Genomic DNA, 20,396 nt, shown 5'->3' with positions numbered 1-20,396 from the left:
CCCCGTACGCGCGTATGCACGTACCCACGTAGGCGCATACGTACTTCTCCCCATACCACCACGACCACGGCGTCCGGCAGACTGCTCAGCGTTCCGGCGACGCCTTCGACCGTATGGATCAAGGGAGTTGACGGTACGGATCCGCCTGCGCGGGAGACAGGCGGATTTCGGTCGTCACGGGTTCAGGAGCCCGGGACGGGAAACAGCAGACAGCTGCTGGTGGCGTGCGCGAGCAGCCGGTCCTTCTCGTCGAACAGCTCGGCCTGTGCGAGCGCGGTACGCCGTCCGCCGTTCAACACCGTCCCTACGGCACGGATCCGGCCGGTGTCGACGGTGACCGGGCGCAGGAACTTCACGCTCAGGTCGAGCGACGTGTACCCCATGCCCTCCGGCAACGTGGTCTGCACCGCACACCCGGCCGCCGAGTCGAGCAGGGTGGCGAAGACCCCGCCGTGCACGCTGCCGATGGGGTTGTAGTGCTCCTCCCCCGGTATCAGGGAGAACACCGCGCGCCCGTGCTCCACCTCGTCGAGCGTGAAGTTCAGGGTGGCCCCGATCGGCGGCGCGGGCAGGCGCCCGCCGATCAGTTCCCGCAGGAACTCCAGACCCGTGGACTGCCCTACGGCGGCTGCCGAGACCCCCGGGTCCTCCCACTCGTACGTGCGTGACCGACCCATACGGCGCTACCTCCCAGGCTGACTTCCTGAAAAGAAGCTAGATCCGCCCGCGGCTGACTGTCAATGACAGAGCCAGGTGGCTACGCTGGCCGCATGGAATGGCTCGACGTGAGCACGGAGAACTGCCCGGTCCAGAGCACACTCGATCTCGTCGGCGAGAAGTGGACCCTGCTGATCCTGCGGGACGCGTTCATCAGGGTCCGGCGCTTCGACGACTTCCGGCGCCATCTCGGGCTCTCGGACGCGGTGCTCGCCGACCGGCTCCGCAAGCTGGTGGCGGCCGACATCCTGACGGCCGTGCCTTACCAGCAGGCGGGAAGCCGGACCCGGCACGAGTACCGGCTGACGAGCAAGGGCCGCGATCTGTGGCCGATCCTCATGGCCCTGCGGCAGTGGGGCGAGACGTACGCCGCCGCCCCCGAAGGCCCGGTCCTCGACGTACGGCACACCGAGTGCGGCGCGCCGGTCCGTGTGGTGGTGGAGTGCGACGGGCCGCACGGCGCACTCGCACCGACCGAGGTCACGGCCGCGCCCGGACCCGCGGCGCGGCCCCTACGAAGCCTGCTAACGGAGTGAGTGCCTGCGCGACGCGGAGCCGACCGTGAGCTCGGTGCCGTCGCCCCGGTGGACGGTGGCCGTGGGGAACAGCGGTGCGGTGCGGGTGAGTTGGGCGGTGCCGGGGACCTCGGGGTACAGGCCGAGGCTCGCCCACACCGCCCAGGACGACATGGCGCCGAGGTCGTCGTTGCCGACGAGTCCGCCGGGGGCGTCGGTGAACAGCGTGGACAGGGCGCGCTGCACGACGGCTCCGGCTCGGTCGGTGTGGCCGACGTGGGTGTATGCCCAAGGAGTGCCGAACGAGGGCTCGTTGCCGAGGTAGGCGTAGGGCTGATCGGCGCCCGCGTTGAGGCTGCTGAAGAAGGTGTCGAGGCGGGTGGTCACGGCGGCGTCGCCGCCCATCGCCGCGAACAGTCCGGGCAGGTCCTGCGGAACCATCCATGTGTACTGGGCCGCGTTGCCCTCCACGTACTCCGTCTTCTGGGCCGGGGTGAAGGCGGGCCAGGTGCCGTCGGCGGCGCGGGGCTGGAGGTATCCGGTGGCGGGGTTGAAGAGGTTGCGCCAGTTCCCGGAGGCCCGCAGCAGGGTGCCGTACGCGGTCAAGTCGCCCAGCCGGTGCGCGAGTTGGGCGAGCGCGTAGTCGGCGACGGCGTACTCAAGGGTGGTGGAGACCGAGCCCCAGACACCCTTGGTGCCTGCGGGGACGTAGCCGAGGGTGTCGTACTGCTCGTGTCCGGGGCGCTGACGGTTGTCCTGGCGGTCCGCGAGAGCCGTGCGCAGCAGGGTGGCGGCGTCGAAGTCGGTGCCGCCGAAGGCGTGGATCGTGGACGCGATGGCGGGCAGCGGGTCGCCGACCATGACGCCGCTGCCGCCGTTCGCGAGAGTCCAACGGTCGAAGTAACCGGCTTGGAGGCCCTGGTTGAGGACGGACTGCGCGATGTCGGAGGCCTCACGCGGGGCGAGCAGCGCCAGCAGCTGGACCTGGCAGCGGTAGACGTCCCAGCCGGAGAAGTTCGCGTACTGGACGTGTCCGGCTTGGGTGCGGTGGACGGCCCCGTCCATGCCGGTGTAGCGGCCGTCGGTGTCGCTGAAGACGCTGGGGTGCAGGAGGGCGTGGTAGAGGGCGGTGTAGAGGACCCGGCGCTGGGCGTCCGTCCCGCCGCCGACGGTGATGCGGTTCAGCCACCCGTTCCAGTCGGCCCGCACGGCCTGCCGGATCGTGTCGTACGACTGCGCCTTCTGCTCGGTCAGTGCGTTTTGGCGGGCGCCCTCGACGTCGACGAAGGAGACCCCGACCCGGGCGGTCACCGTGCGCACGCCGGGCGCGAAGGAGACCATGGCCGCGCCCGCCTTGCCGCCGGGGTGGGAGGCCTGGGCGAAGGGCTGGTCGAAGCTGACGTGGAAGTAGAGCCGGTAACGGTTCTTGGCCTTGCAGAAGGCACCACTGTCGCTGTACCCGGAGAGCGTGTCGGTCCCGATGTCGACGGATCCGGTGGCCGCGGTGAACGCCTTCGCCGCGTCGATGCTCACGGCGGCGGGGCGGGTATCGGTCGCCGGGTAGGTGAAGCGGGCGATGCCCGAACGCTGGGTGGTGGTCAGGTCGGTGCCGATGCCGTTGTCGAAAGTGACGTGGTAACTGCCGGGCGCCGCCTGCTCGTTGGCGTGCGAGAAGGTGGCGTACGACGGCGGTACGGCGTCCTGCGTGGGCATGAAGGGGACGTTGCCGTAGGCGGCGCAGCCGGCCCCGGAGATGTGCGCGAGGCTGAAGCCGCGGATGCGGTTGTCGCCGTAGGAGTAGCCGCCGTGCTGGTACGTCACCGTGTCGGGGCTCCACTGCATTCCGCCGAGCGGTGCAGAGGCCCCCGGGAACGTGTTGCCCGCGCCGCCGCCGTGGCCGAAGTCGGGGCCGCCGGGGGCGGTGCCGACGAACGGGTTGACGTATCGCGCGAGATCGTCGACGGCCCGGGGCCGGGGCGTCCCGTCCGCCCGGACCGGGGCGGCGGCCGCTCCGGACGCCACGAGCACCGAGACCGCCAGGACGGCCCGAAACAGAGGAAGTCGCACCACGTTTCTCCAGCCAGACAGGGAACCCGCCGCCCGCGCGGCGCCGGACCGCGAGTGTCCCCAACCCGGCCGCGACCGCGGTGCCGCCACACCGTCCGGTCGCGAGGACCAACCGGTCGGGTTATCGCTGCTTCGCCTGCCGGCATCGCCGAGGGGGTGTGAAGGGGAGGCGGGACCTCTGGAGACCTGGGGGCTTCGCTCGGGGTGAGCGGCAACGTTCCAGGCGTCCGGAGACTGAACTGCTCCTGACGGCCGGTCCGCTCCTGTTCAGTCCTGATCGCGGCCCCGGACAATGCGGTTCACGATCTCCGCAGCCCGCTCCGGGTGTTCCGCGAACCAGTTGCCGAGGTGCTCCCGGACCGCTTCCGCGACGCAGATCCGCACCTCGGCGTTGCCCAGCAACGTGCATGTCGCGCCGAGGTATTCGGGTTGATCGAGCTTCACCGAGACGACTGCCGTGAGGCTCTCGACGATCAGGTCGGCGCGGGCATCGAGGACGGACGCGGTCGGCAGCCCCCGTTCCCGTGCGAACTCGGTGACCGCCGCCACCACTCCGTCGCGGAAGCCGTCCAGGTGCGTGCTGCCCTCGCGAGTGGCCAGGCTGTTGGCGAAGCCGCGTATCCGCGCGCCGCGAGCGTGTCCCCACAGGAGGGCCACCTCCATCGTCCCCGCCATTCTCGCGTCCTCCCCCTCGAAGCCGAAGACGTCCGAATGGAGGCTCGCTCCCGCTTCCGCATCGAGGGCGGCCACGAAGTCCCGTACTCCGTCCGGGAATTGGTACAGCACCCGCCGAACCCCGTCCGCCGGGCGTTCGTCGGTCAGCGAGATGGCCAGACCCCTGTTGAGGAAGGCCAGTTGCCGGAAGCGTTCCGCCAGTACGGGGAACGAGCACCATGTCGTCTCGAACATCTCGGTGTCGGGCCAGAAGGAGATGGTCGTCCCGCTTCCGGTCGCCGAACCCAGGTCTCCGGTCAACGGCCCCACAGTGCTGCGCTGTTCGGCCTCGACACCGCGCGCGTACTCCTTGGCCCATCGGGTCCCCTCGCCCCGGATATCGACCGTCAGCCGACTCGACAGAGCGTTGGCGACGAAGAGCCCCAAGCCGAAAGGGGCAATGACCGCAGTGCGCCGACCAATTAAGCCGGAACTCATCTGCAAGCTGGTCAACTGCGCTTCGAGGTCCGGATCGCAGGCCCCTCCGCTCCTTGCCCCGTCGTCGGCGACCCGCACACCGCCGTCGGACGCGAGCGTGACGTCGACGGAGCCGGCGCGGCCCGCCAAGACCTCGCCCACGGCCCGGTCGACGACGTCCAACACGAGGTGGTACAGGCCGCGTTCGCCGGTCGAGCCGACGTACATACCGGGCGACCTCCGAACGGCTGCCGGACCGTCCAGCACCTCGATATCAGTAGCGTCGTACTCCATGCCCTCCGCACTCACGAAGACCCCTCCCATGGCGTTCGGCAGATCACCCCAGCGTAGGCGGAATCAAGGAAAACACCAGGTCAAAGGTGTTCTGGGAAGGCCACAGACGAGCGGGTGAGGGCGTGCCAGGATGCGGGCGACTCCGCCGTCGCGCACCGTACCCGAAACGTGTCCGAGGGCCCGCCGAAGCCGCGTACGACCCCGTTCCGGACGCCTCCGAGGGCTTCAATTCCGGCCTGTGGCAAGCCAATCGGGGAGGCAGACGTTGCGATGAACGGTGATGACGTGGATACGACGGGCGATGTTCAGTCGCTCGGTTCCTGGACCCGTAGCTTCGCCATGTCCTTGAGAAGAGGTCGGCAGTGGGAGAAGTCTTCGCGGGCCACCGAGTGCCGACGCCCCGCGGCGGTGACGCTGTACATGGGGATGATCGGGTTCCTGACCAGTCGTCGGACCTCGGTGACGTCGCGCCAGGCGCAGACCGTTTCGCTGCCCGCACCGTACGTCTCGACCATGCCGCCCTCGAAATGGACGATGCCGCCCTCGGCGTTCCGCCACAGGACGCGGGCGGCGAACAACATACCGACAGTCACCACCAGGCAGAGGGCGATCCCCCCGATCGCTTTGGCGGACACGCCGTTGTCGTGGGCGTCGATCAGGACGGCGGGCAGCAGGAAGGCCGTGAACACGCAGCCCGACACCGCGAGGACCCACGCGTCGAGCCGGGAACAGTCGTAGACGCCTTTGAGCTCACCGAGCCCGGCCTCCCCGGCGGCCCGCACCGCGGCATCGCGCATCTCCTTGCTCATCCTCGACATCGCGCCCCCACCAACCGGAATGGACCTCACCATCGCATGGCCGAAATACCCCTCCGGCGCCCGGCCAACCGGAGACCCGGATGTGTACGGGACTGCCGGCGTCGGCACCTCGCTGCGGCTACGGCGCCGTCAGGTCGGCCAGTTCCGAGTCGAACAGCACCGCCGGGTCGAACCCCATGCCCGTGAAGTGGCCCGCGAGTTCCAGGGACAGGACTCCGTGCAGGCGGGTCCAGCAGGTCAGGGCGCGGCGGAGGGCCGCGGGTGGGGCGGGGTGGTCGCCCGCCCAGTGCCGGTGTGCTCCCAGGTCGACTTCGAACGGTGTCGTGGGACCGTCCGCCGGCAGCTCCGTGCTCGCGTCCAGCAGGACCGCCATGATCTCGGACGCGATCCCGGTGATGTCGGCGGGCGCGTGATAGCCGGGGACGGGTGTGCCGTAGACGAGGAAGTAGCGCTGGGGGTCGTCCAGGGCCCAGCCGCGCAGCGCGTGGGCCAGGCCGGGCAGGTCGGCGCCGGACTCGGCGGCCGCGCGGAAGGTGTCGGCGAGGCTTCGGTACGCGTCCCGGATGAGCTCGGTGATCAGGTCGTCGCGGCTGGCGAAGTACCGGTAGAGGGCGGGCCCGCTCATCCCCATCCGCTTGGCGATCGCGTTGAGGGAGAGCGCGGAGGCTCCCGCCGTGGCGATCTGTTCCCGCGCGTGCTCCTTGACCTCCGCGCGCACCTGGTCGCGATAGCGCTCGCGCGGCGTCCTCGTGCCCGTTTCCACCATGCCCGGCCGCCTTCCACTCCCACTCGACTACATGTTCACGCTCCAGTTAGAAGCTATCACGATCGCTATTGACGAACCCTTCTCGCGTGAGTTACAACTTATAACGAACACGAAAGCTACTAGCTCGCAGCGGATCGCAGTGGAGGTCACCATGAACAGCACGGACAACATGAACCACGTGGACAACACCACCGACGCACTCGTCGAGGTCGTCCTGCCGGGCAAGGTGGAGCCGGAAGGCCTGGAGGTCCGGCACGGGGCCGTGCCCGTCGCGGGCCCCGGCCAGGTCCTGGTCCGGATGGAGGCGACCGGGGTCTCCTTCGCCGAGCAGCAGATGCGGCGCGGCAAGTACTACGACCAGCCCCCGTTCCCCTTCGTCCCCGGCTACGACCTGGTCGGCACCGTCCAGAGCACCGGCGCGGGCGTCGAGCCCGGTCTGGCCGGCACCCGGGTCGCCGCGCTGCTCAAGGTCGGCGGCTGGGCCAGCCATGTCCTCGTCGACGCGGCCGACGTGGTGCCGGTGCCCGAGGGGATCGGCGCGGCCGAGGCCGAGACCGTGGTCGTCAACGGCATCACCGCCTGGCAGATGCTGCACCGCAAGGCCCACGTCCGCGCCGGCCAGACGATCCTGGTGCACGGTGCGAACGGCGGAGTCGGCACCGTCCTGGTCCAACTCGCCCACGCCGCAGGGGTGAACGTGATCGGCACCGCGTCCCCGCGCCACCACGACGCACTGCGCGAGCAGGGCGTCGAGCCCATCGACTACCGCACCCCCGACCTCACCGCCCGCGTCCGCGAGCTCGCCCCACGCGGCGTTGACGCCGTCTTCGACCACGTCGGCGGCCCCAGCGTCGCCCGGTCCTGGCACCTCCTCGCCCCCGGCGGCACGCTCGTCTCCTACGGCAGCGCCTCCACCCGCGACGACGAGGGCTCCAAGCAGCTGCCCGTGCTCAAGATCCTGGGCCGGGTCTGGGTGTGGAACGCGCTGCCGAACGGCCGCCACGCCTACTTCTTCAACGTCTGGGCCGGGCGGGCCCTGAGCAACAACAAGTTCCGGGCCCAGCTGAGCGCCGACCTCACCCAGGTATTCGCGGCCCTCCAGCGCGGCGAGGTCAACGCCCGCATCGCCGCCCAACTGCCGCTCGCCCGCGCCGCCGACGCCATGCGCCTGGCCGAGTCCGGCACGGTCGCCGGCAAGGTCGTCCTGACGCCGTGACGTGCCCCGCCCCTCCCCTCTCCCCCGCCCCGATCCAAAGGACCTGCCGTGACCACCGTCCCGCCCGCCCACACCGCCCGCCGTCCCCGCGCCCGGCTCCTCGTCCCGGCGGCGCTCGCCGCCCTGCTCTGCACGGCCATGACCGCCACCGCCTCGGACGCGTCGCCCAAGACCACCGCGACGACAGCGATCACGAGCGTCCAAAGCCCGCACGAGGGCGTGCAGAAGCCCAAGGCGATTCTCGCCGACTGGCTCCGACTCTGGAACGGCGACTACGACCGGGCGCCGGGCATCATCTCCCCCGCCTTCCGCGTCCACGCCGCGCTGCTCGACGGAGGTGACGGCAGCTCGATCCGCGGTGTCGACGGACTGGTCGCGTGGATCGCGCAGACCCGCGCCGCCTTCCCCGACCTCCGCTTCACCGAGCAGGTCACCCCGCTGGTCGACGGTCGTTACGCGTCCATACGCTGGACGGCCACCGGGACCTACGCCGGCGGCTTCCCCGGCGCCAGGGCCGAGCCCGGGACGGTGGTCACGTTCACCGGCACCGACACACTCCGGATGCGCGACGGCAGGTTCGTGGAGTACTGGGTCAACACGGACACCCTCCAGCTCCTCACCCAGCTCGAGGTGTTGTGACCACCGTGCGGGTGTCAGGCGCCCCAGGCCTCGACATGCGCGAGCACATGGTCGGCCAGTTCGGCGGGCTGGAGGTTGAGGGACACCACGGCCTGGCGGCTCAGGGTGACCCGGACCGGTTCGAAGACGCCCGTGTCGGGGTCGTCGAGTTCGGGACCGTGACGGCGGTCCGGGTCCATGTCCAGCAGGTCCGCGAGGAAGTAGTGCTGGACGACGGTGCACGTCCCGCGCGGTTCGGTCAGGGTCAGGAACTCGGTGGCGGGACCGATCGTGGCCCCGATCTCCTCCAACGCCTCGCGGCGCAGAGCCGCTTCGAGGTCCGCGTCCTCCGGCTCGACACTCCCGCCGACGGTCGTGCAGTACGGATCGCCACCCGGCCAGCCTCGCCTGAGGAACACCAGATGACCATGGTCGAGCAGAACGACACGCGCCTTGTGACGAACCCTCATGTCCTCAACGGTAGTGGGCCGACCGGCAGTTCACCCTCGAAGTCGGCCGGCCCGTCCACCCCCCTACCGCACGAGCCGCCACTCCTGCGAACCGTCCGCCGCCGTGTTCTGCAAGGTCAACGGCGCCCCGTCGGACGCACCGGTCAGATACAGACCGGTGTTCTTGACCGACTGCAACCGGTAGAACCCGTCACCGGTCTTCACCAGGTTCCAGCTGCCGGTGGCACTGTTGTCGACCCACTGACCGATCCGCTGACCGACCGTCGCGTTACCGGTCCAGATCGCCGCCGCACGACCGCCCGACTTGTTCAACAGCGTTACCCCACCGTTCGGTTCGGTCACCACGTGCCAGTACTGGGTGTCCGGGTTCGCGGCGGAGCCTCGGGCCTCCAGGACGACGTCGGGGACGTTCCCGTTGCCGATGTTCGCGTCGTTCGTCTTGTCACCGGTGCCGATCACCTGGCCGGTCTTCCGGTTCACCAGCCGGTAGTAGGCGCCCTTCGACCGTCCGAGGTCGACCTCGGCGTAGGCGATCGTCGAGGTGCCCTGGTTGTTGAGGATCGCGATGCGGCCGGTGCCGTCGACGTATTGGAGGTCGCGGCTGTATCCGGCCCGCGAGGTCGTCTGGTACTCCTTCCAGACCCCGTCGCTACGACCGCTCTTGTTGACCCAGACGTTGCCGCTGCCGGCCGCGTTGTAGACCAGGCCTCCCCCGGGCAGCCTGATGCCGACGGGACTGCCGCCCGTCGCGAGGGGACGGGAGCCGGTGTCGACCGGCAGTGAGGTGACGGCACCGCCGGTCGCCGAACTCCGGTAGAAATCAAGCGGGTTGTCGGCGAGCACGTATCTGGTGTTGGCTCCGCCGCCCCAGTACTCGTACGTGAGCAGCCACTTGCCGTCCGTGGTCCGCACGACGTTCGTCATGCCCGGCCGCCCGCCCCCGATCTCGGTCTTGCCGCCACCCATGCTCTGGGTCAGTCCGGCGACGTCGACGACGGGTCCGCTCCACTTGGCGCTGCGGCCGTTCCAGGTCCGGTGGGCGAGGATCTGCCCGTGTGAGTCCGCGGCGGTGTCGTTGGCGGGGTCGAGTGTCGGGACGCCGGTGGTCGCGTCGAAGCCGGTGTAGTCGTTCTCGTCGGAGTAGTAGCAGAGGAGTTGGCCCTTGTAGACCATCAGGTACGGCTCCCAGATGGGGTCGACCTGCTGGTTCGTGTTGGCCGTGGCGACGTTCTGCCCGATCGCGCCCGCGCTGCCACCTTGCCAGCCGCCGGTCGCGATGACGTTGACGACCTTCCAGGAGGCGCCGCCGTCGGTGCTGGAGTACAGCGCGATGGCGAGGTCGCTGCGGTCACCGTCGTTGGAGGGCGTCCAGTTGGGGTCGGCCGCCTTGTGTTCCTTGTAGTACGCGTCGTCGCCCGACACGACACTCGCCAGGAGCAGTGTCCCCCGCTTCAGATTTCCGACGCTCTGCGGAAGCGTGTAGAGGTAGGGGTTGGTCCAATTGCTCGTGTACTTCGCGTATTTGGGGTCCTTGGAGAGATACGCGGGCGCCTCGACCTCCGACAGCGGCTGCCAGCTCGTCCCGTGGTCGTCGCTCTTGTAGACCGGGAGCGTCTGCCCGTCGGCAGTACCCGTGGCCGACACGACGGTGGACTTCTCGAACGACGCGACCAGCCGCCCGCCGGGCAGTTGCGTCGACTTCGGGTAGACGGCGCAGTTGCCCCGCCCCTTCAAGCACGGTTCGTTGCCGAGCTGATAGAGGATTCCGCCCGTCGGGTTGTACGCCTGCGCACCGGTGGCCATGGGCACCGCCAGCATCGCCGCGGCCCCGACGAACGTACCCAGCGCCTTCACCGCTCTGCTTCTTCGCACAGCTACTCCTTCGCGTCGATCGGGGAAACCAGTACGCGTACGTCCCACGGGCCGAGCTCCAGCACCGCACCCGCGGGGAGGGACGTACCGTCCAGGGCGTCGGCGAGATCGACCGGAACCGCCGAACGAGCGGGCTCCCAGCTCCAGTTGTGGACGATGTGCACCCGCCGGCCGTCGGGCGAGGTACCGGTCGCCGCCGTGACGGACGCCGGCAGATCCCCCCACCCACTACGGGCGGCCGGCGCCAGCCACTCGGCCAGCGCACGGGCGAGATCACGGCCGGGTACGGTGCCGACGTACGTGACCCGCCCCTCCCCGTGACGGCGGGTGGTCACGGCGGGCCAGCGCCCGAAGTGCGGGTGCTCGTACACCGCGAGGACCTCGGCGTCGGCGACGGTCAGACCGTCCGCCCAGTGCGTCGCCGTCGCGCCCTCCGGCAGCACGAGCGCGCTGCCGGGCGCGGTACGCACGGGCACGGCCTGCGCGAGGTTGCTGAATTCGTCGTACGACACTCCCGCCGCGTCGGTGAGACGGGCGGGGGCCGGCTCGTGTCGGGCTCGTGCCTCTTGGTCGGCATAGCCGGTACGGGGGCCGAGGACCAAGTGGCCGCCGGCCTGCGCGTAGGCGGCGAGCCAGTCGAGCGTGGTGTCGTCGGCGAGATACAGGGCGGGGACGACGAGCACGGGGTGGCGGCGGGCGGCCTGCTCCGGGGCCATGCCTTCGCGTTCGCCACGCGGGTCGTGGAGTTGGCGGGAGTGGACGACGCGAACCTGGCGTCCGGCGTCGAAGGCACCGCGGTAGAAGGGGTCGAGGATGCGGTGGTAGGCGGCGGGGTCCGGTTCGCCGTCCGGGGTCGCGAGGGGCGGGTGCTTCTGCATCAGCCACTTGCTGGGGGTGGAGTAGACGATGGTGATGTCGGCGTCCGGTTCGAGACCCGCGACGAGCGGTCCAACGGCTTCGAACTCCTCGCCCAGCCGGGCGAGTTCGGCGTAGGTCCGGCCCGGTCGGCCGCTGTGCGGGAGGACTCCGCCCCAGTAGGTCTCGGCGCCGAAGCGCAGGGTCTGCCACTGCCAGTACTCGATCATGCGAGCGCCGCGGCCGACGAGGGCCCAGGCGGCCTGGCGCCACTGGCCGTCGTAGGCGGGCTTGTTGTCCCACGCCATGCCGATGGAGTTGGCGTTGGTCTCGGTGACCAGGAACGGCTCCTGACGGGAGGAGAACATCCAGTCGGCGGTCTGGTAGAGCGACCAGACGCCGGTGGTCTTCCACTTCTGCTCGTGGGTGTCCGGGGTCGGGTCGGGCAGGAGCAGGCCGTCCTGCATGTCGTAGTACGGGTTGCCGGTGGCGATGTCGAGGCGGTCGGTGAGCTCGTCGTCCTCGACTGCGGGGCGGGTGTAGGAGATACAGGTCGTGACGAAGTGCTCGGGGTGGGCGTACTCGCGGACGATGTCGGCCTGCCAGCCGATGAACTCGGTGCACTGGCGGGCCTGGAACTCCCGCCAGGCGACGTCGTATTGGGGCTGTACGTTGCCGTCGGGGGTCCACAGGTCGGCCCAGGTGGACAGGCGGTGGGACCAATAGACCAGGCCCCACTCACGGTTGAGGGTCTCGACGTCGCCGTACTTCTCGCGCAGGTGGTCGGTGAAGCGCTGGAAGACGCCGTGGTTGTGGAACAGTTCCAGGCCCGGTTCGTTGTCGACCTGGAAGCCGATGACGGCCGGGTGGTCGGCGTACCGGGCGACGACCTTCCGGATGATCCGCTCGGCGTGGAAGCGGAACGCCGGGTGGGTGAAGTCGACTTCCTGCCGAGCGCCCCAGCCGATGCGCTCGCCGGTGCGCCGCTCGCCGGTGATCTCCGGGTACTGGCGGGCCAGCCACGGCGGTACGGCGTAGGTGGGGGTGCCGAGGATGACGGAGATGCCGCGTTCATGGGCGCCGTCCAACACCGGTTGCAGCCAGTCGAGTTGGAAGCGGCCGTTCTCCGGCTCCCAGGTCGACCAGACCGACTCGCCGATCCGGATCACGGTGAAGTGCGCTTCGGCCATCAGGTCGAGGTCGGTCTTGAGCTGCTCGTCGGGCCGTACGTCCGGGCCGTAGGCGGGCTGGTACTCGTGGTAGTAGGCGGCACCGAACAGAACACGGGCGGGCAGATCCGCCATGGACAAACCTCCGGAGTGCAGGGGGTGTTGGGGGGGATGGTGCGGTGGGGGTTACTGCTTGACGCCGCCGGTGGCCAGGCCGCTCTGCCAGTACCGCTGGAGCAGCAGGAAGGCCAGGACGAGCGGGATGATCGAGATCAGGGAGCCGGTCACGACGAGGGCGAGCATGTCGCTGCTGGCTCCGGCGCCGCCGTTCTGCGCCTGGGCGGCCCAGGAGGAGAGCCCGACCGTGATGGGGTACAGATTCGGGTCGTTGAGCATGATCAGCGGCAGGAAGTAGTTGTTCCAGGTGGCGACGAGCGTGAAGAGGATGACCGTCACCAGGCCCGGCGCGAGCAGCCGCAGCCCGATCGTGCAGAAGATCCGGAACTCTCCGGCGCCGTCCATGCGGGCGGCCTCGATGAGGCTGTCGGGGACGGTGTCCTCGGCGTAGATCCGCATGAGGTAGAGGCCGAACGGGCTGATGAGGGACGGCAGGATGACGGCCCAAGGGGTGTTCACCAGGCCCGCTTTGGCGAAGAGCAGGTAGGTGGGGATCGCCAGCGCGGTGGTCGGGATCATGATGGCGCCGAGGACCAGGTTGAACGCCGCGCCGTGACCGCGGAAGCGGTACTTGGCGAAGCCGTAGCCGGCCGCCGCCGCGAGCAGCGCGGCGCCTAGCGCGCTCGCCCCGGCGTACAGAACGGTGTTGAGCAGCCAGCGGCCGAACACGCCGTCGTCCTGAGTGAAGGTGGCCTTGATGTTCGACAGGAGTTGCGGAGCGTGCGAGAACCACAGGCCGAAGCTGTTGAACAGGTCCTGGGTGCTCTTGGTCGAGGCGATCAGCAGCCAGAAGAGAGGCAGCAGGAAGTACGCCAGGACGGCCAGCATGGCGATGGTCAACGGGGTGCTGCGGCGACGGGTCGACGACCGGCGCGGCGCGCGGGTCCCGGCATCAACTCGCTTCACTGACACGTCTGTTGAGGCGGTGGACGTCACGGTGGTCATGCGGCCCTCCTGCGGTTCGCGGTGAGCAGGAAGGCGTACGACACGATCACGATGACCAGCCCGAGGATGAAGGACACCGTGGCCGCGTAGTTGGTCTGCTGGCTGATGAAGGCGACGGAGTAGGCGTAGAGGTTGGCGGTGTAGGAGCTGTCGATGACGTCCGGGGCGACGCTCATGAGCAGCTTCGGTTCGTTGAAGAGCTGGAAGCTGCCGATCACCGAGAACAGGACGGTGAGGGTCAACGCCGGTCGCAGCGCGGGGAGTTTGATGGACCAGGCGATCCGCCAGGCGCCGGCGCCGTCCATGGCCGCCGCCTCGTACAGCTCGGCGGGGATGGTGCGCAGCGCGGCGTACAGGATGATCATGTTGTAGCCGACGAACTCCCAGGTGACGATGTTCGCGAGGCTGCCGAGCATCCAGCCGTCGGTGAGGAAGTGCGGGGCCGGCAGGTGGAGGTCGTGGCTGATCTGGGCGAAGGGGCCGAAGTCGGGGCCGTAGAGGTAGCCCCACATCAGGGTGGCGATCACGCTGGGGACGGCGTACGGGACGAAGATGCCGAGGCGGATCACCCGGGCCAGCCGTAGCAGGCCGCTGTCCAGCGCGAGTGCGAAGCACAGGGCGAGCAGCAGCATCACGGGGACCTGGATGACGAAGAACAGGGCGACTCGGCCCAGTCCCTTGAGGAGTTGGGGGTCCTTGAGGGCGGTGACGTAGTTGTCGAGGCCGACGAACGTCGAGCCACCGATGAGCTTCTCCTGGAAGAGGCTCAGGTAGGCGGCGTAGCCGAGCGGGGCGAGGAAGAGCAGCAGGAACAGCACCATGAACGGGGCGATGAACAGGGCGCCCGCACTGCCGTGGCGCCGTCGGGGCGGTGACTTGACCGGGGTGTTCGCCGTGGTGGTGGCCATCGTCAGCCTCCCTTGACCGTGAAGCCCTGGCTCTTGGCGAAGGTCGTGATGCGTGACTGCCAGGAGCCGAGTGCGCGGACGGTGTCGGTCTTGTCGGCGAGGGACTTGCCGACGGTCTCGGTCCAGTCCGTGGCGACCCGGTCGAGGAACGGCGGCCACTGGAAGGCGGGGTCGACCTGGGCGCTGATGTCGGCGAAGACCTGGTTGACCTTCTGGCCGCCGTAGAAGGCGGGCGCGTCGGCGAGGAAACTCGCCTCGCCGAGCAGGGGCTTGGTCGCGGGGAAGAAGAACTGTTCGGTGGCGAACATCTTGGCGCTGGTGGGGTCGCTGTTGAGGAACTGGGCGAACACCGCTGCCTGGATGGGGTTCTTGGTGGAGCGGATGACGGCTGTGGTCGAGCCACCCCAGTTGCCCGAGCTGGGCTTGGCCGCGTCCCACTGCGGGAGCGGGGCCGCGCGCCACTTGCCGGAGGTGGCCTTCGCCGAACCGGAGAGGAAGGCCGGCCCCCAGGCGCCGGTCAGCCAGGTCGCGTACTTGCCCTTGTTGAGGGCCGCGTACCAGGCGTCGGTGAAGTCCGGCTCCACGCCGATCACGCCGTCCTTGGCGAGGGTGCCCCAGTATTCGCCGAGCTTTTTGGAGACCGCGTCGTCGACGCTGACGGTGATGTCGCTCTTGCCGGAGGTGACATACGGCTTGGCGCCCGCCTGCCACAACAGACCATGCCACGCGGCGACTTGGTTGGCCGCGAGGTTGGTGAGGTAGACGTCCGGGTCGGCCTTGTGCAGCTTGCGGGCGGCGGCTGCGAACTCGTCCCAGGTGGTGGGGACTTGGATGCCGTGCCGGTCGAAGATGTCCTTGCGGTACAACATGCCCATCGGGCCGGTGTCCTGCGGTATCGCCCAGATCTCGCCGCCACTGCCGCTGACCTGCCCCCAAGTCCAGTCCACGAACGTCGACTTGAGCGCGGAGGCGCCGTAGGGGCGGAGATCGAGCAGGCTGTCGGTGATGGTGAACGTCGGGATCGCCTGGAACTCGATCTGCACCATGTCCGGGGCACCGCTGTTCGCCTTGAGCGCGGTACGCAGCTTGGTGTACTGAGGCGTGCCCTGACCGGCGTTGACGACCTTGACCTTGACGGCCGGGTACTTCTTCTCGAAGAGCGCGACCTCCTTGTCGATGTTCGGAACCCAAGTCCAGAACGTCAGTTGGGTCGGCGTCTTCATCGCCTTGTCGATGTCGGCCTGGCTGACCGGCTTGCTCGACGAGCCACTCGTACCGCCACCACCCCCGCCACAGGCGGACAACGTGGCGGCCAGCGACAGCGCGCCGGTGGCGGCGAGAAAACCCCGACGGCTCAGAGAGGAGGGCGAGTTGGAGAAGGGTCCGGACATGATGAACTCCCGAGAGAGGGTATAGGTGACCGGCACACCGGCCGACGGCGTGCTGAAGGTGTATTTGGCGTGGTGTGGATGAGGCGGCCCCGAGAGTCACCGGTGCCGCGATCGCCCCGCTTTTCAGGGGCGCGGGGCTGTATCGATATGCGGCTCCGCCGCGTGGGCGCGACCAGCCCCCACCGGCCCGCAGACGAAAGAACCGCGGACCCAGCAAGGCAACTAGCGCGGCGCCGCCGTAGACGCCCGAACAACAAGCTCAACCGGCGGGTCGGTCATCGGCAACGGATCCGACCCAGGGTTCTCAATGGCATGCACCAGCAACTTCAGACCGTCCTGCGCCATCGCATCGAACGGCTGCCGCACCGTGGTCAACGGCGGAGTCACATACGCGGCGACCGGCGTGTCGTCGAACCCGACCACGCTGACATCGTCCGGAACACGCCGCCCCGCCTCCGTCAGCGCACGGATCAGCCCGATCGCCATGTCGTCATTGGCGGCGAACACCGCGGTAACGGTGGAGTCGACGCCAAGTGCACGCCCGGCCGCGTATCCGGACGCCGCCGACCAGTCCCCCTCGACAACCGGAGGCTCCGCCCGCCCGTGCGCGGCGAGCGCGGCCCGCCAGCCGTCGAGACGATCCCGCGCCGAGTACCAGCGCTGGGGACCCGCCAGGTGATGGACCGTGGTGTGGCCCAGCTCCAGCAGATGTTCGGTGGCCGCCCGCGCCATCTGACCGGAGACGATCCCGCCCGTCACGACGTGCGGGGCGGCGAAGGGCGGGGGTGCGCCCAGGACGAGGACCGGCACGTCGACCCGCGCGGACAACTCCGCGCCGCCCTCCTCGTCGATCGGCTCGGAGATGACGATGCCGTCCACGCCCTGGTCGAGGAGCGAGTCCACGGCTCCGGCGATGCCCGCCGACTCGCCCTCCATCGTGTTGACGACACGGAGCGCGTAGCCGGTGTCCCGTACGGCCCGTTCGACGCCCATGAGCAGTGAGGCGGGACCGTACAGGGCGGTGCCGAGCGTCACGACGCCGATGGACCGGGTGCGTCCGGAGGCGAGTGCGCGGGCGGCGTTGTTGGAGCGGTAGCCGAGTTCCCCGGCCGCCGCGAGGACACGACGGCGTACGTCCTCGGAGACGTACGGCTCGTCGTTCATGACCCGGGACACCGTCTTCTGCGACACGCCCGCGAGGCGTGCCACGTCCACGCTGCGCGGCGCGGCTCCCGCGCCACGTCCTGCCACTGGTGTCATGGTGTCTCCCGATCTCCGGCAGCCGCATCCTAGCCCGGCTCCGGACTATGACTGCGCTGTCATGACTGCGCAGTCATATCTACGCAACGGGACGGGGCGCGTCAAGACTTCGCGCAACATCCGCGAAATACGGGAGTACGGATACCCGGCGAGCGACACGGCGAGGGTGAAACCGCCCGCCGCCACCAGGACCATCCAGAGCCCGAAGTTCACACGTCGCCGAGATGGCCGACGCGACAAGCGTGGGCAAATCGTCAAGCATCACCCTCGCGCAGGCGTACGACTCTCGTTCATAGCTACGAACTTGGCTCCAGGTGGGTGCCCTCGGCGCCGATCCTCTGATAGTTAACTTTCCTATCAGTTCGGCGGTACGACCAACTCCCCACCCCCCACCACCCTTTGGAGTCCCCGTGGTCCACCCGTTCCACGATTCTGTGACCTCCGATCCGGCGAACCCCTCTCGCCGCACCCTCCTCGCGCTCCTCGGTGTGTCCCTCGCGGCGGCACCTCTGCTGCGCACCCCGCAGGCCTCGGCGGCCACGAGGGCCGCCGCGGCGATCGGCCTCGACGACCCGGCGAAGAAGGAGATCGCCATGAAGCTGGTGTCGAGCGCGGAGAATTCCTCGCTCGACTGGAAGGCGCAGTACAAGTACATCGAGGACATAGGCGACGGCCGCGGCTACACCGCCGGCATCATCGGCTTCTGTTCCGGCACCGGCGACATGCTCGACCTCGTCCAGCTCTACGCGACCCGCAAGCCCGGCAACGTCCTCGCGAAGTACCTGCCCGCGCTGCGCAACGTCAACGGCACCGACTCGCACTCCGGTCTCGACCCGAACTTCCCCAAGGACTGGCGCACCGCGGCGCAGGACGCGGTGTTCCAGCAGGCGCAGAACGACGAACGCGACCGCGTGTACTTCAACCCCGCCGTCAGCCAGGGCAAGACCGACGGGCTGCGCGTGCTGGGCCAGTTCACGTACTACGACGCCATCGTCATGCACGGCGACGGCGACGATCCCACCAGCTTCCGCAACATCCGCGCCCGTGCCCTGCGTTCGGCCAAGCCGCCGGCCCAGGGCGGCAACGAGACGACGTACCTCAACGCCTTCCTCGACGCGCGCGTGTGGGCCATGCAGCAGGAGGAGGCCCACAGCGACACCACCCGCGTCGACACTGAACAGCGCGTCTTCCTCCGCAACGGCAACTTCGACCTCAACACACCGCTGAACTGGAAGGTCTACGGGGACAGCTACACCATCAACTAACCTGTCCTGCAGCCTGGTTGGGAGGCAACTCGGCGGACGGTGCGGCGCCAGGACCTGAGGGTACGGGTTCTGGCGCCACTGTCGTTTCCCTCCGGATCAGCCACCGTCGCGCACCCACCTGAGGTCATGCCTGTCGCGTATCGCCCTATGCGACACAGGACTTGGACACTCCCGCGAGCCCTTCCTAGCGTGGTCCGTGAGCCCGTCGACTGCTGTCGCCGGGGCAACCAGAACCGACCTGGGGGATCTCCACTGTGCGTGTTTTCGTCGCGGGCGCGACCGGTTACATCGGATCCGCGGTCGTCCGCGAACTCCTCGACGCGGGCATCAGGTGCTCGGCCTCGCCCGCTCGGACTCTGCCGCCGACACGTTGACGCGATCCGGCGTCGCCGTGCACCGTGGCGACATCGACGACGCCGACAGCCTCCTCGCCGGAGCAGCGGCGGCGGACGGCGTCATCTACGCCGCGAACCAGCACATCTCCGAGACGACCGACCCGGCCGCACGCGCGAAGGCCGAACGGAACGCGGTGGAGGCGATCGGCACGGAGTTGGAAGGCACGGGCAGACCCTTCGTGGTCACATCGGGTGTCATCGGCCGCACACCGGGCCACCTGCTCACCGAAGAGACCCCCTCCATCGCCAACCCCGTCACGGCTCTACGGCTCCAGGTGGAGCTGTCCGTCCTCTCCATGGGCGAGCGTGGCGTGCGGTCGTCCTCGGTGCGGCTGGCCCCGACCGTGCACGGCCCGGGGGATGCCCGTGGATTCATCTCGACGCTCATCGGCGTCGCCCGTACGACAGGTGTGTCCGCCTTCGTCGGCGACGGGTCGAACCGGTGGCCGTCGGTGCACCGACGCGACGCGGCGACCCTGTACCGGCTGGCCCTGGAATCCGCCCCGGCCGGTACGCCCCTGCACGCGGTCGCCGAGGAAGGGGTGCCGTTCCGGGACATCGCGCGGGCCATCGGCCGCCAGTTGAAGGTCCCGGCCGTCAGCCTGACCCCCGAGGAGGCCAGCCGGCACTTCGCAGGCTTCCTCGCTCCCCTGGTCGCGCTCGACAACCCGGCGTCGAGCGCACTGACGCGGCAGCGCACGGGATGGCGACCGACGCACCCCGCGCTGGTCCCGGACATCGAAGAGGGCCACTACTTCGGGTAGTTCGGCTCTTTCGGGTAGCTCAGCCAGTTCGGGGAGTTCAGCGCAGGACGCTGATCCGATCCGGCGTGAGATCAGGGCTTGGTCGAGGGCCCTTCTGTGCCGCCGCGGCCAGCAGCTCACGCGCCTCCAACCGGCTTGCGCGGACCCGTTGTTCGGCGTCACCGTGCGGAGCGTCCGCCGTGGCCGCGAGAGCTGCCGCCAACTTGACCCGGCCCTGGCTCAGTCGGCTGCGTACCGTGCCGACCGGAATCCCACAGACCTCCGCGATCCGTTCGTACGAGGTGACCCCGGTGGCGAAGTGACGCAGCACCAACGGCATACGCAACGCCGGAGAGAGCTCTTCCAGCGCCGCCCAGACCCAGTCGCGCAGCGCGTTGCGTTCGAGCCACTGTTCCGGCCCCACATGCGTTGACCGCAGCGGCAGTTCATCGACCGGCTGGACCACCCCCGCCTCCCGCAGCACCAGCCGGGCGGCGTTGCGCACGATCATCCGCAGCCACGCGCCCACGGCCTCCGGATCACGTACGTCCCCGATCCGCAGCAGCGCCGTCAGCGCCGCGTCCTGCATCACGTCGTCGGCGTCCGCGCCCGGGCCGAGAATGCTCACCGCCACGGCGCGCATCCCCGCCCGGTGCCGCTCCAACAGCAGTACCAGCGCGGCGACTTCACCCGCCTGGGCCGCCCGCGTCAACGACGCGTCCTCCGTGCGTGCCGCCCCCGCGACATCGCCCATCATGAGTTCCCTTCGGCACCTGGTTCCGGTCGGCCGTCGAGGGCACCCTG

Annotated in this window: 17 protein-coding genes and 1 pseudogene; 5 read left to right on the top strand and 13 right to left on the bottom strand. The window is 69.3% G+C overall.

Going from position 1 to position 20,396, the window contains the following annotated elements; genetic code table 11:
- Positions 1-182: 182 nt before the first annotated feature.
- Complete coding sequence (locus OG588_RS47370) at positions 183-677, bottom strand: PaaI family thioesterase (RefSeq protein ID WP_405952716.1); 495 nt, start codon at positions 675-677, stop codon at positions 183-185.
- Between the two features lie 93 nt (positions 678-770).
- Here OG588_RS47370 and OG588_RS47365 point away from each other — a divergent pair, with 93 nt between their 5' ends.
- On the top strand, positions 771-1,253 hold the full coding sequence (locus tag OG588_RS47365) for a winged helix-turn-helix transcriptional regulator (RefSeq protein WP_405952715.1): 483 nt from the start codon (positions 771-773) through the stop codon (positions 1,251-1,253).
- Here the strand turns inward: OG588_RS47365 and OG588_RS47360 are convergent.
- From OG588_RS47360 to OG588_RS47345, 4 genes are all read right to left on the bottom strand, one after another.
- Positions 1,242-3,299 (bottom strand): GH92 family glycosyl hydrolase, encoded by a 2,058-nt coding sequence (locus OG588_RS47360; RefSeq protein ID WP_405952714.1) that lies wholly within the window; start codon positions 3,297-3,299, stop codon positions 1,242-1,244. The two genes, OG588_RS47365 and OG588_RS47360, sit on opposite strands and share 12 nt — an antisense overlap.
- Positions 3,300-3,566: 267 nt before the next feature.
- On the bottom strand, positions 3,567-4,739 hold the full coding sequence (locus tag OG588_RS47355) for a DNA gyrase subunit B (protein WP_405952713.1): 1,173 nt from the start codon (positions 4,737-4,739) through the stop codon (positions 3,567-3,569).
- 290 nt (positions 4,740-5,029) lie between these two features.
- Positions 5,030-5,533, bottom strand: a complete 504-nt coding sequence (locus OG588_RS47350) for a hypothetical protein (RefSeq protein ID WP_405952712.1) — start codon at positions 5,531-5,533, stop codon at positions 5,030-5,032.
- A gap of 127 nt (positions 5,534-5,660) precedes the next feature.
- A complete protein-coding gene (locus OG588_RS47345) occupies positions 5,661-6,308 on the bottom strand; it encodes a TetR/AcrR family transcriptional regulator (RefSeq protein ID WP_405952711.1) in 648 nt (215 codons plus the stop codon).
- 151 nt (positions 6,309-6,459) lie between these two features.
- Between OG588_RS47345 and OG588_RS47340 the strand changes: the two genes are divergently transcribed.
- Positions 6,460-7,524, top strand: coding sequence for a medium chain dehydrogenase/reductase family protein (locus OG588_RS47340; RefSeq protein ID WP_405952710.1), 1,065 nt, complete (start codon positions 6,460-6,462; stop codon positions 7,522-7,524).
- A gap of 48 nt (positions 7,525-7,572) precedes the next feature.
- Complete coding sequence (locus OG588_RS47335) at positions 7,573-8,163, top strand: ester cyclase (RefSeq protein WP_405952709.1); 591 nt, start codon at positions 7,573-7,575, stop codon at positions 8,161-8,163.
- A gap of 14 nt (positions 8,164-8,177) precedes the next feature.
- On the opposite strand, the gene OG588_RS47330 is transcribed toward OG588_RS47335, so the two are convergent.
- The 7 genes from OG588_RS47330 to OG588_RS47300 form a co-directional block, all read right to left on the bottom strand.
- Entirely contained in the window at positions 8,178-8,612 is a 435-nt protein-coding gene (locus tag OG588_RS47330; protein ID WP_405952708.1) for an NUDIX domain-containing protein, read from the bottom strand.
- A 63-nt stretch (positions 8,613-8,675) separates the two neighbouring features.
- A complete protein-coding gene (locus OG588_RS47325; protein ID WP_405953395.1) occupies positions 8,676-10,430 on the bottom strand; it encodes an RICIN domain-containing protein in 1,755 nt (584 codons plus the stop codon).
- 56 nt (positions 10,431-10,486) lie between these two features.
- Entirely contained in the window at positions 10,487-12,643 is a 2,157-nt protein-coding gene (locus tag OG588_RS47320) for a beta-galactosidase (RefSeq protein ID WP_405952707.1), read from the bottom strand.
- 51 nt (positions 12,644-12,694) lie between these two features.
- Positions 12,695-13,630, bottom strand: a complete 936-nt coding sequence (locus OG588_RS47315) for a carbohydrate ABC transporter permease (protein WP_405952706.1) — start codon at positions 13,628-13,630, stop codon at positions 12,695-12,697.
- Complete coding sequence (locus OG588_RS47310; protein ID WP_405952705.1) at positions 13,627-14,538, bottom strand: carbohydrate ABC transporter permease; 912 nt, start codon at positions 14,536-14,538, stop codon at positions 13,627-13,629. The genes OG588_RS47315 and OG588_RS47310 overlap by 4 nt, the downstream gene beginning before the upstream one ends.
- 2 nt (positions 14,539-14,540) lie before the next feature.
- Positions 14,541-15,929, bottom strand: coding sequence for an ABC transporter substrate-binding protein (locus OG588_RS47305; protein ID WP_405952704.1), 1,389 nt, complete (start codon positions 15,927-15,929; stop codon positions 14,541-14,543).
- Between the two features lie 222 nt (positions 15,930-16,151).
- Positions 16,152-17,189 carry a LacI family DNA-binding transcriptional regulator gene (locus OG588_RS47300; protein ID WP_405952703.1) on the bottom strand — a complete coding sequence of 346 codons (1,038 nt, stop codon included), beginning with the start codon at positions 17,187-17,189 and terminating at the stop codon, positions 16,152-16,154.
- Between the two features lie 410 nt (positions 17,190-17,599).
- Here OG588_RS47300 and OG588_RS47295 point away from each other — a divergent pair, with 410 nt between their 5' ends.
- Positions 17,600-18,454 carry a chitosanase gene (locus OG588_RS47295; protein WP_405952702.1) on the top strand — a complete coding sequence of 285 codons (855 nt, stop codon included), beginning with the start codon at positions 17,600-17,602 and terminating at the stop codon, positions 18,452-18,454.
- A 254-nt stretch (positions 18,455-18,708) separates the two neighbouring features.
- Positions 18,709-19,613: pseudogene (locus OG588_RS47290) on the top strand (SDR family oxidoreductase).
- 37 nt (positions 19,614-19,650) lie between these two features.
- Here OG588_RS47290 and OG588_RS47285 read toward each other — a convergent pair.
- Positions 19,651-20,349 (bottom strand): RNA polymerase sigma factor, encoded by a 699-nt coding sequence (locus OG588_RS47285; RefSeq protein WP_405952701.1) that lies wholly within the window; start codon positions 20,347-20,349, stop codon positions 19,651-19,653.
- Positions 20,350-20,396 lie beyond the last annotated feature (47 nt).

This window comes from Streptomyces prunicolor (assembly GCF_045162825.1).
GTDB lineage: Bacteria > Actinomycetota > Actinomycetes > Streptomycetales > Streptomycetaceae > Streptomyces > Streptomyces prunicolor.
The sequence above is the reverse complement of the archived record's forward strand: the minus strand, read 5'-3'. Positions and strand labels throughout refer to the sequence as shown.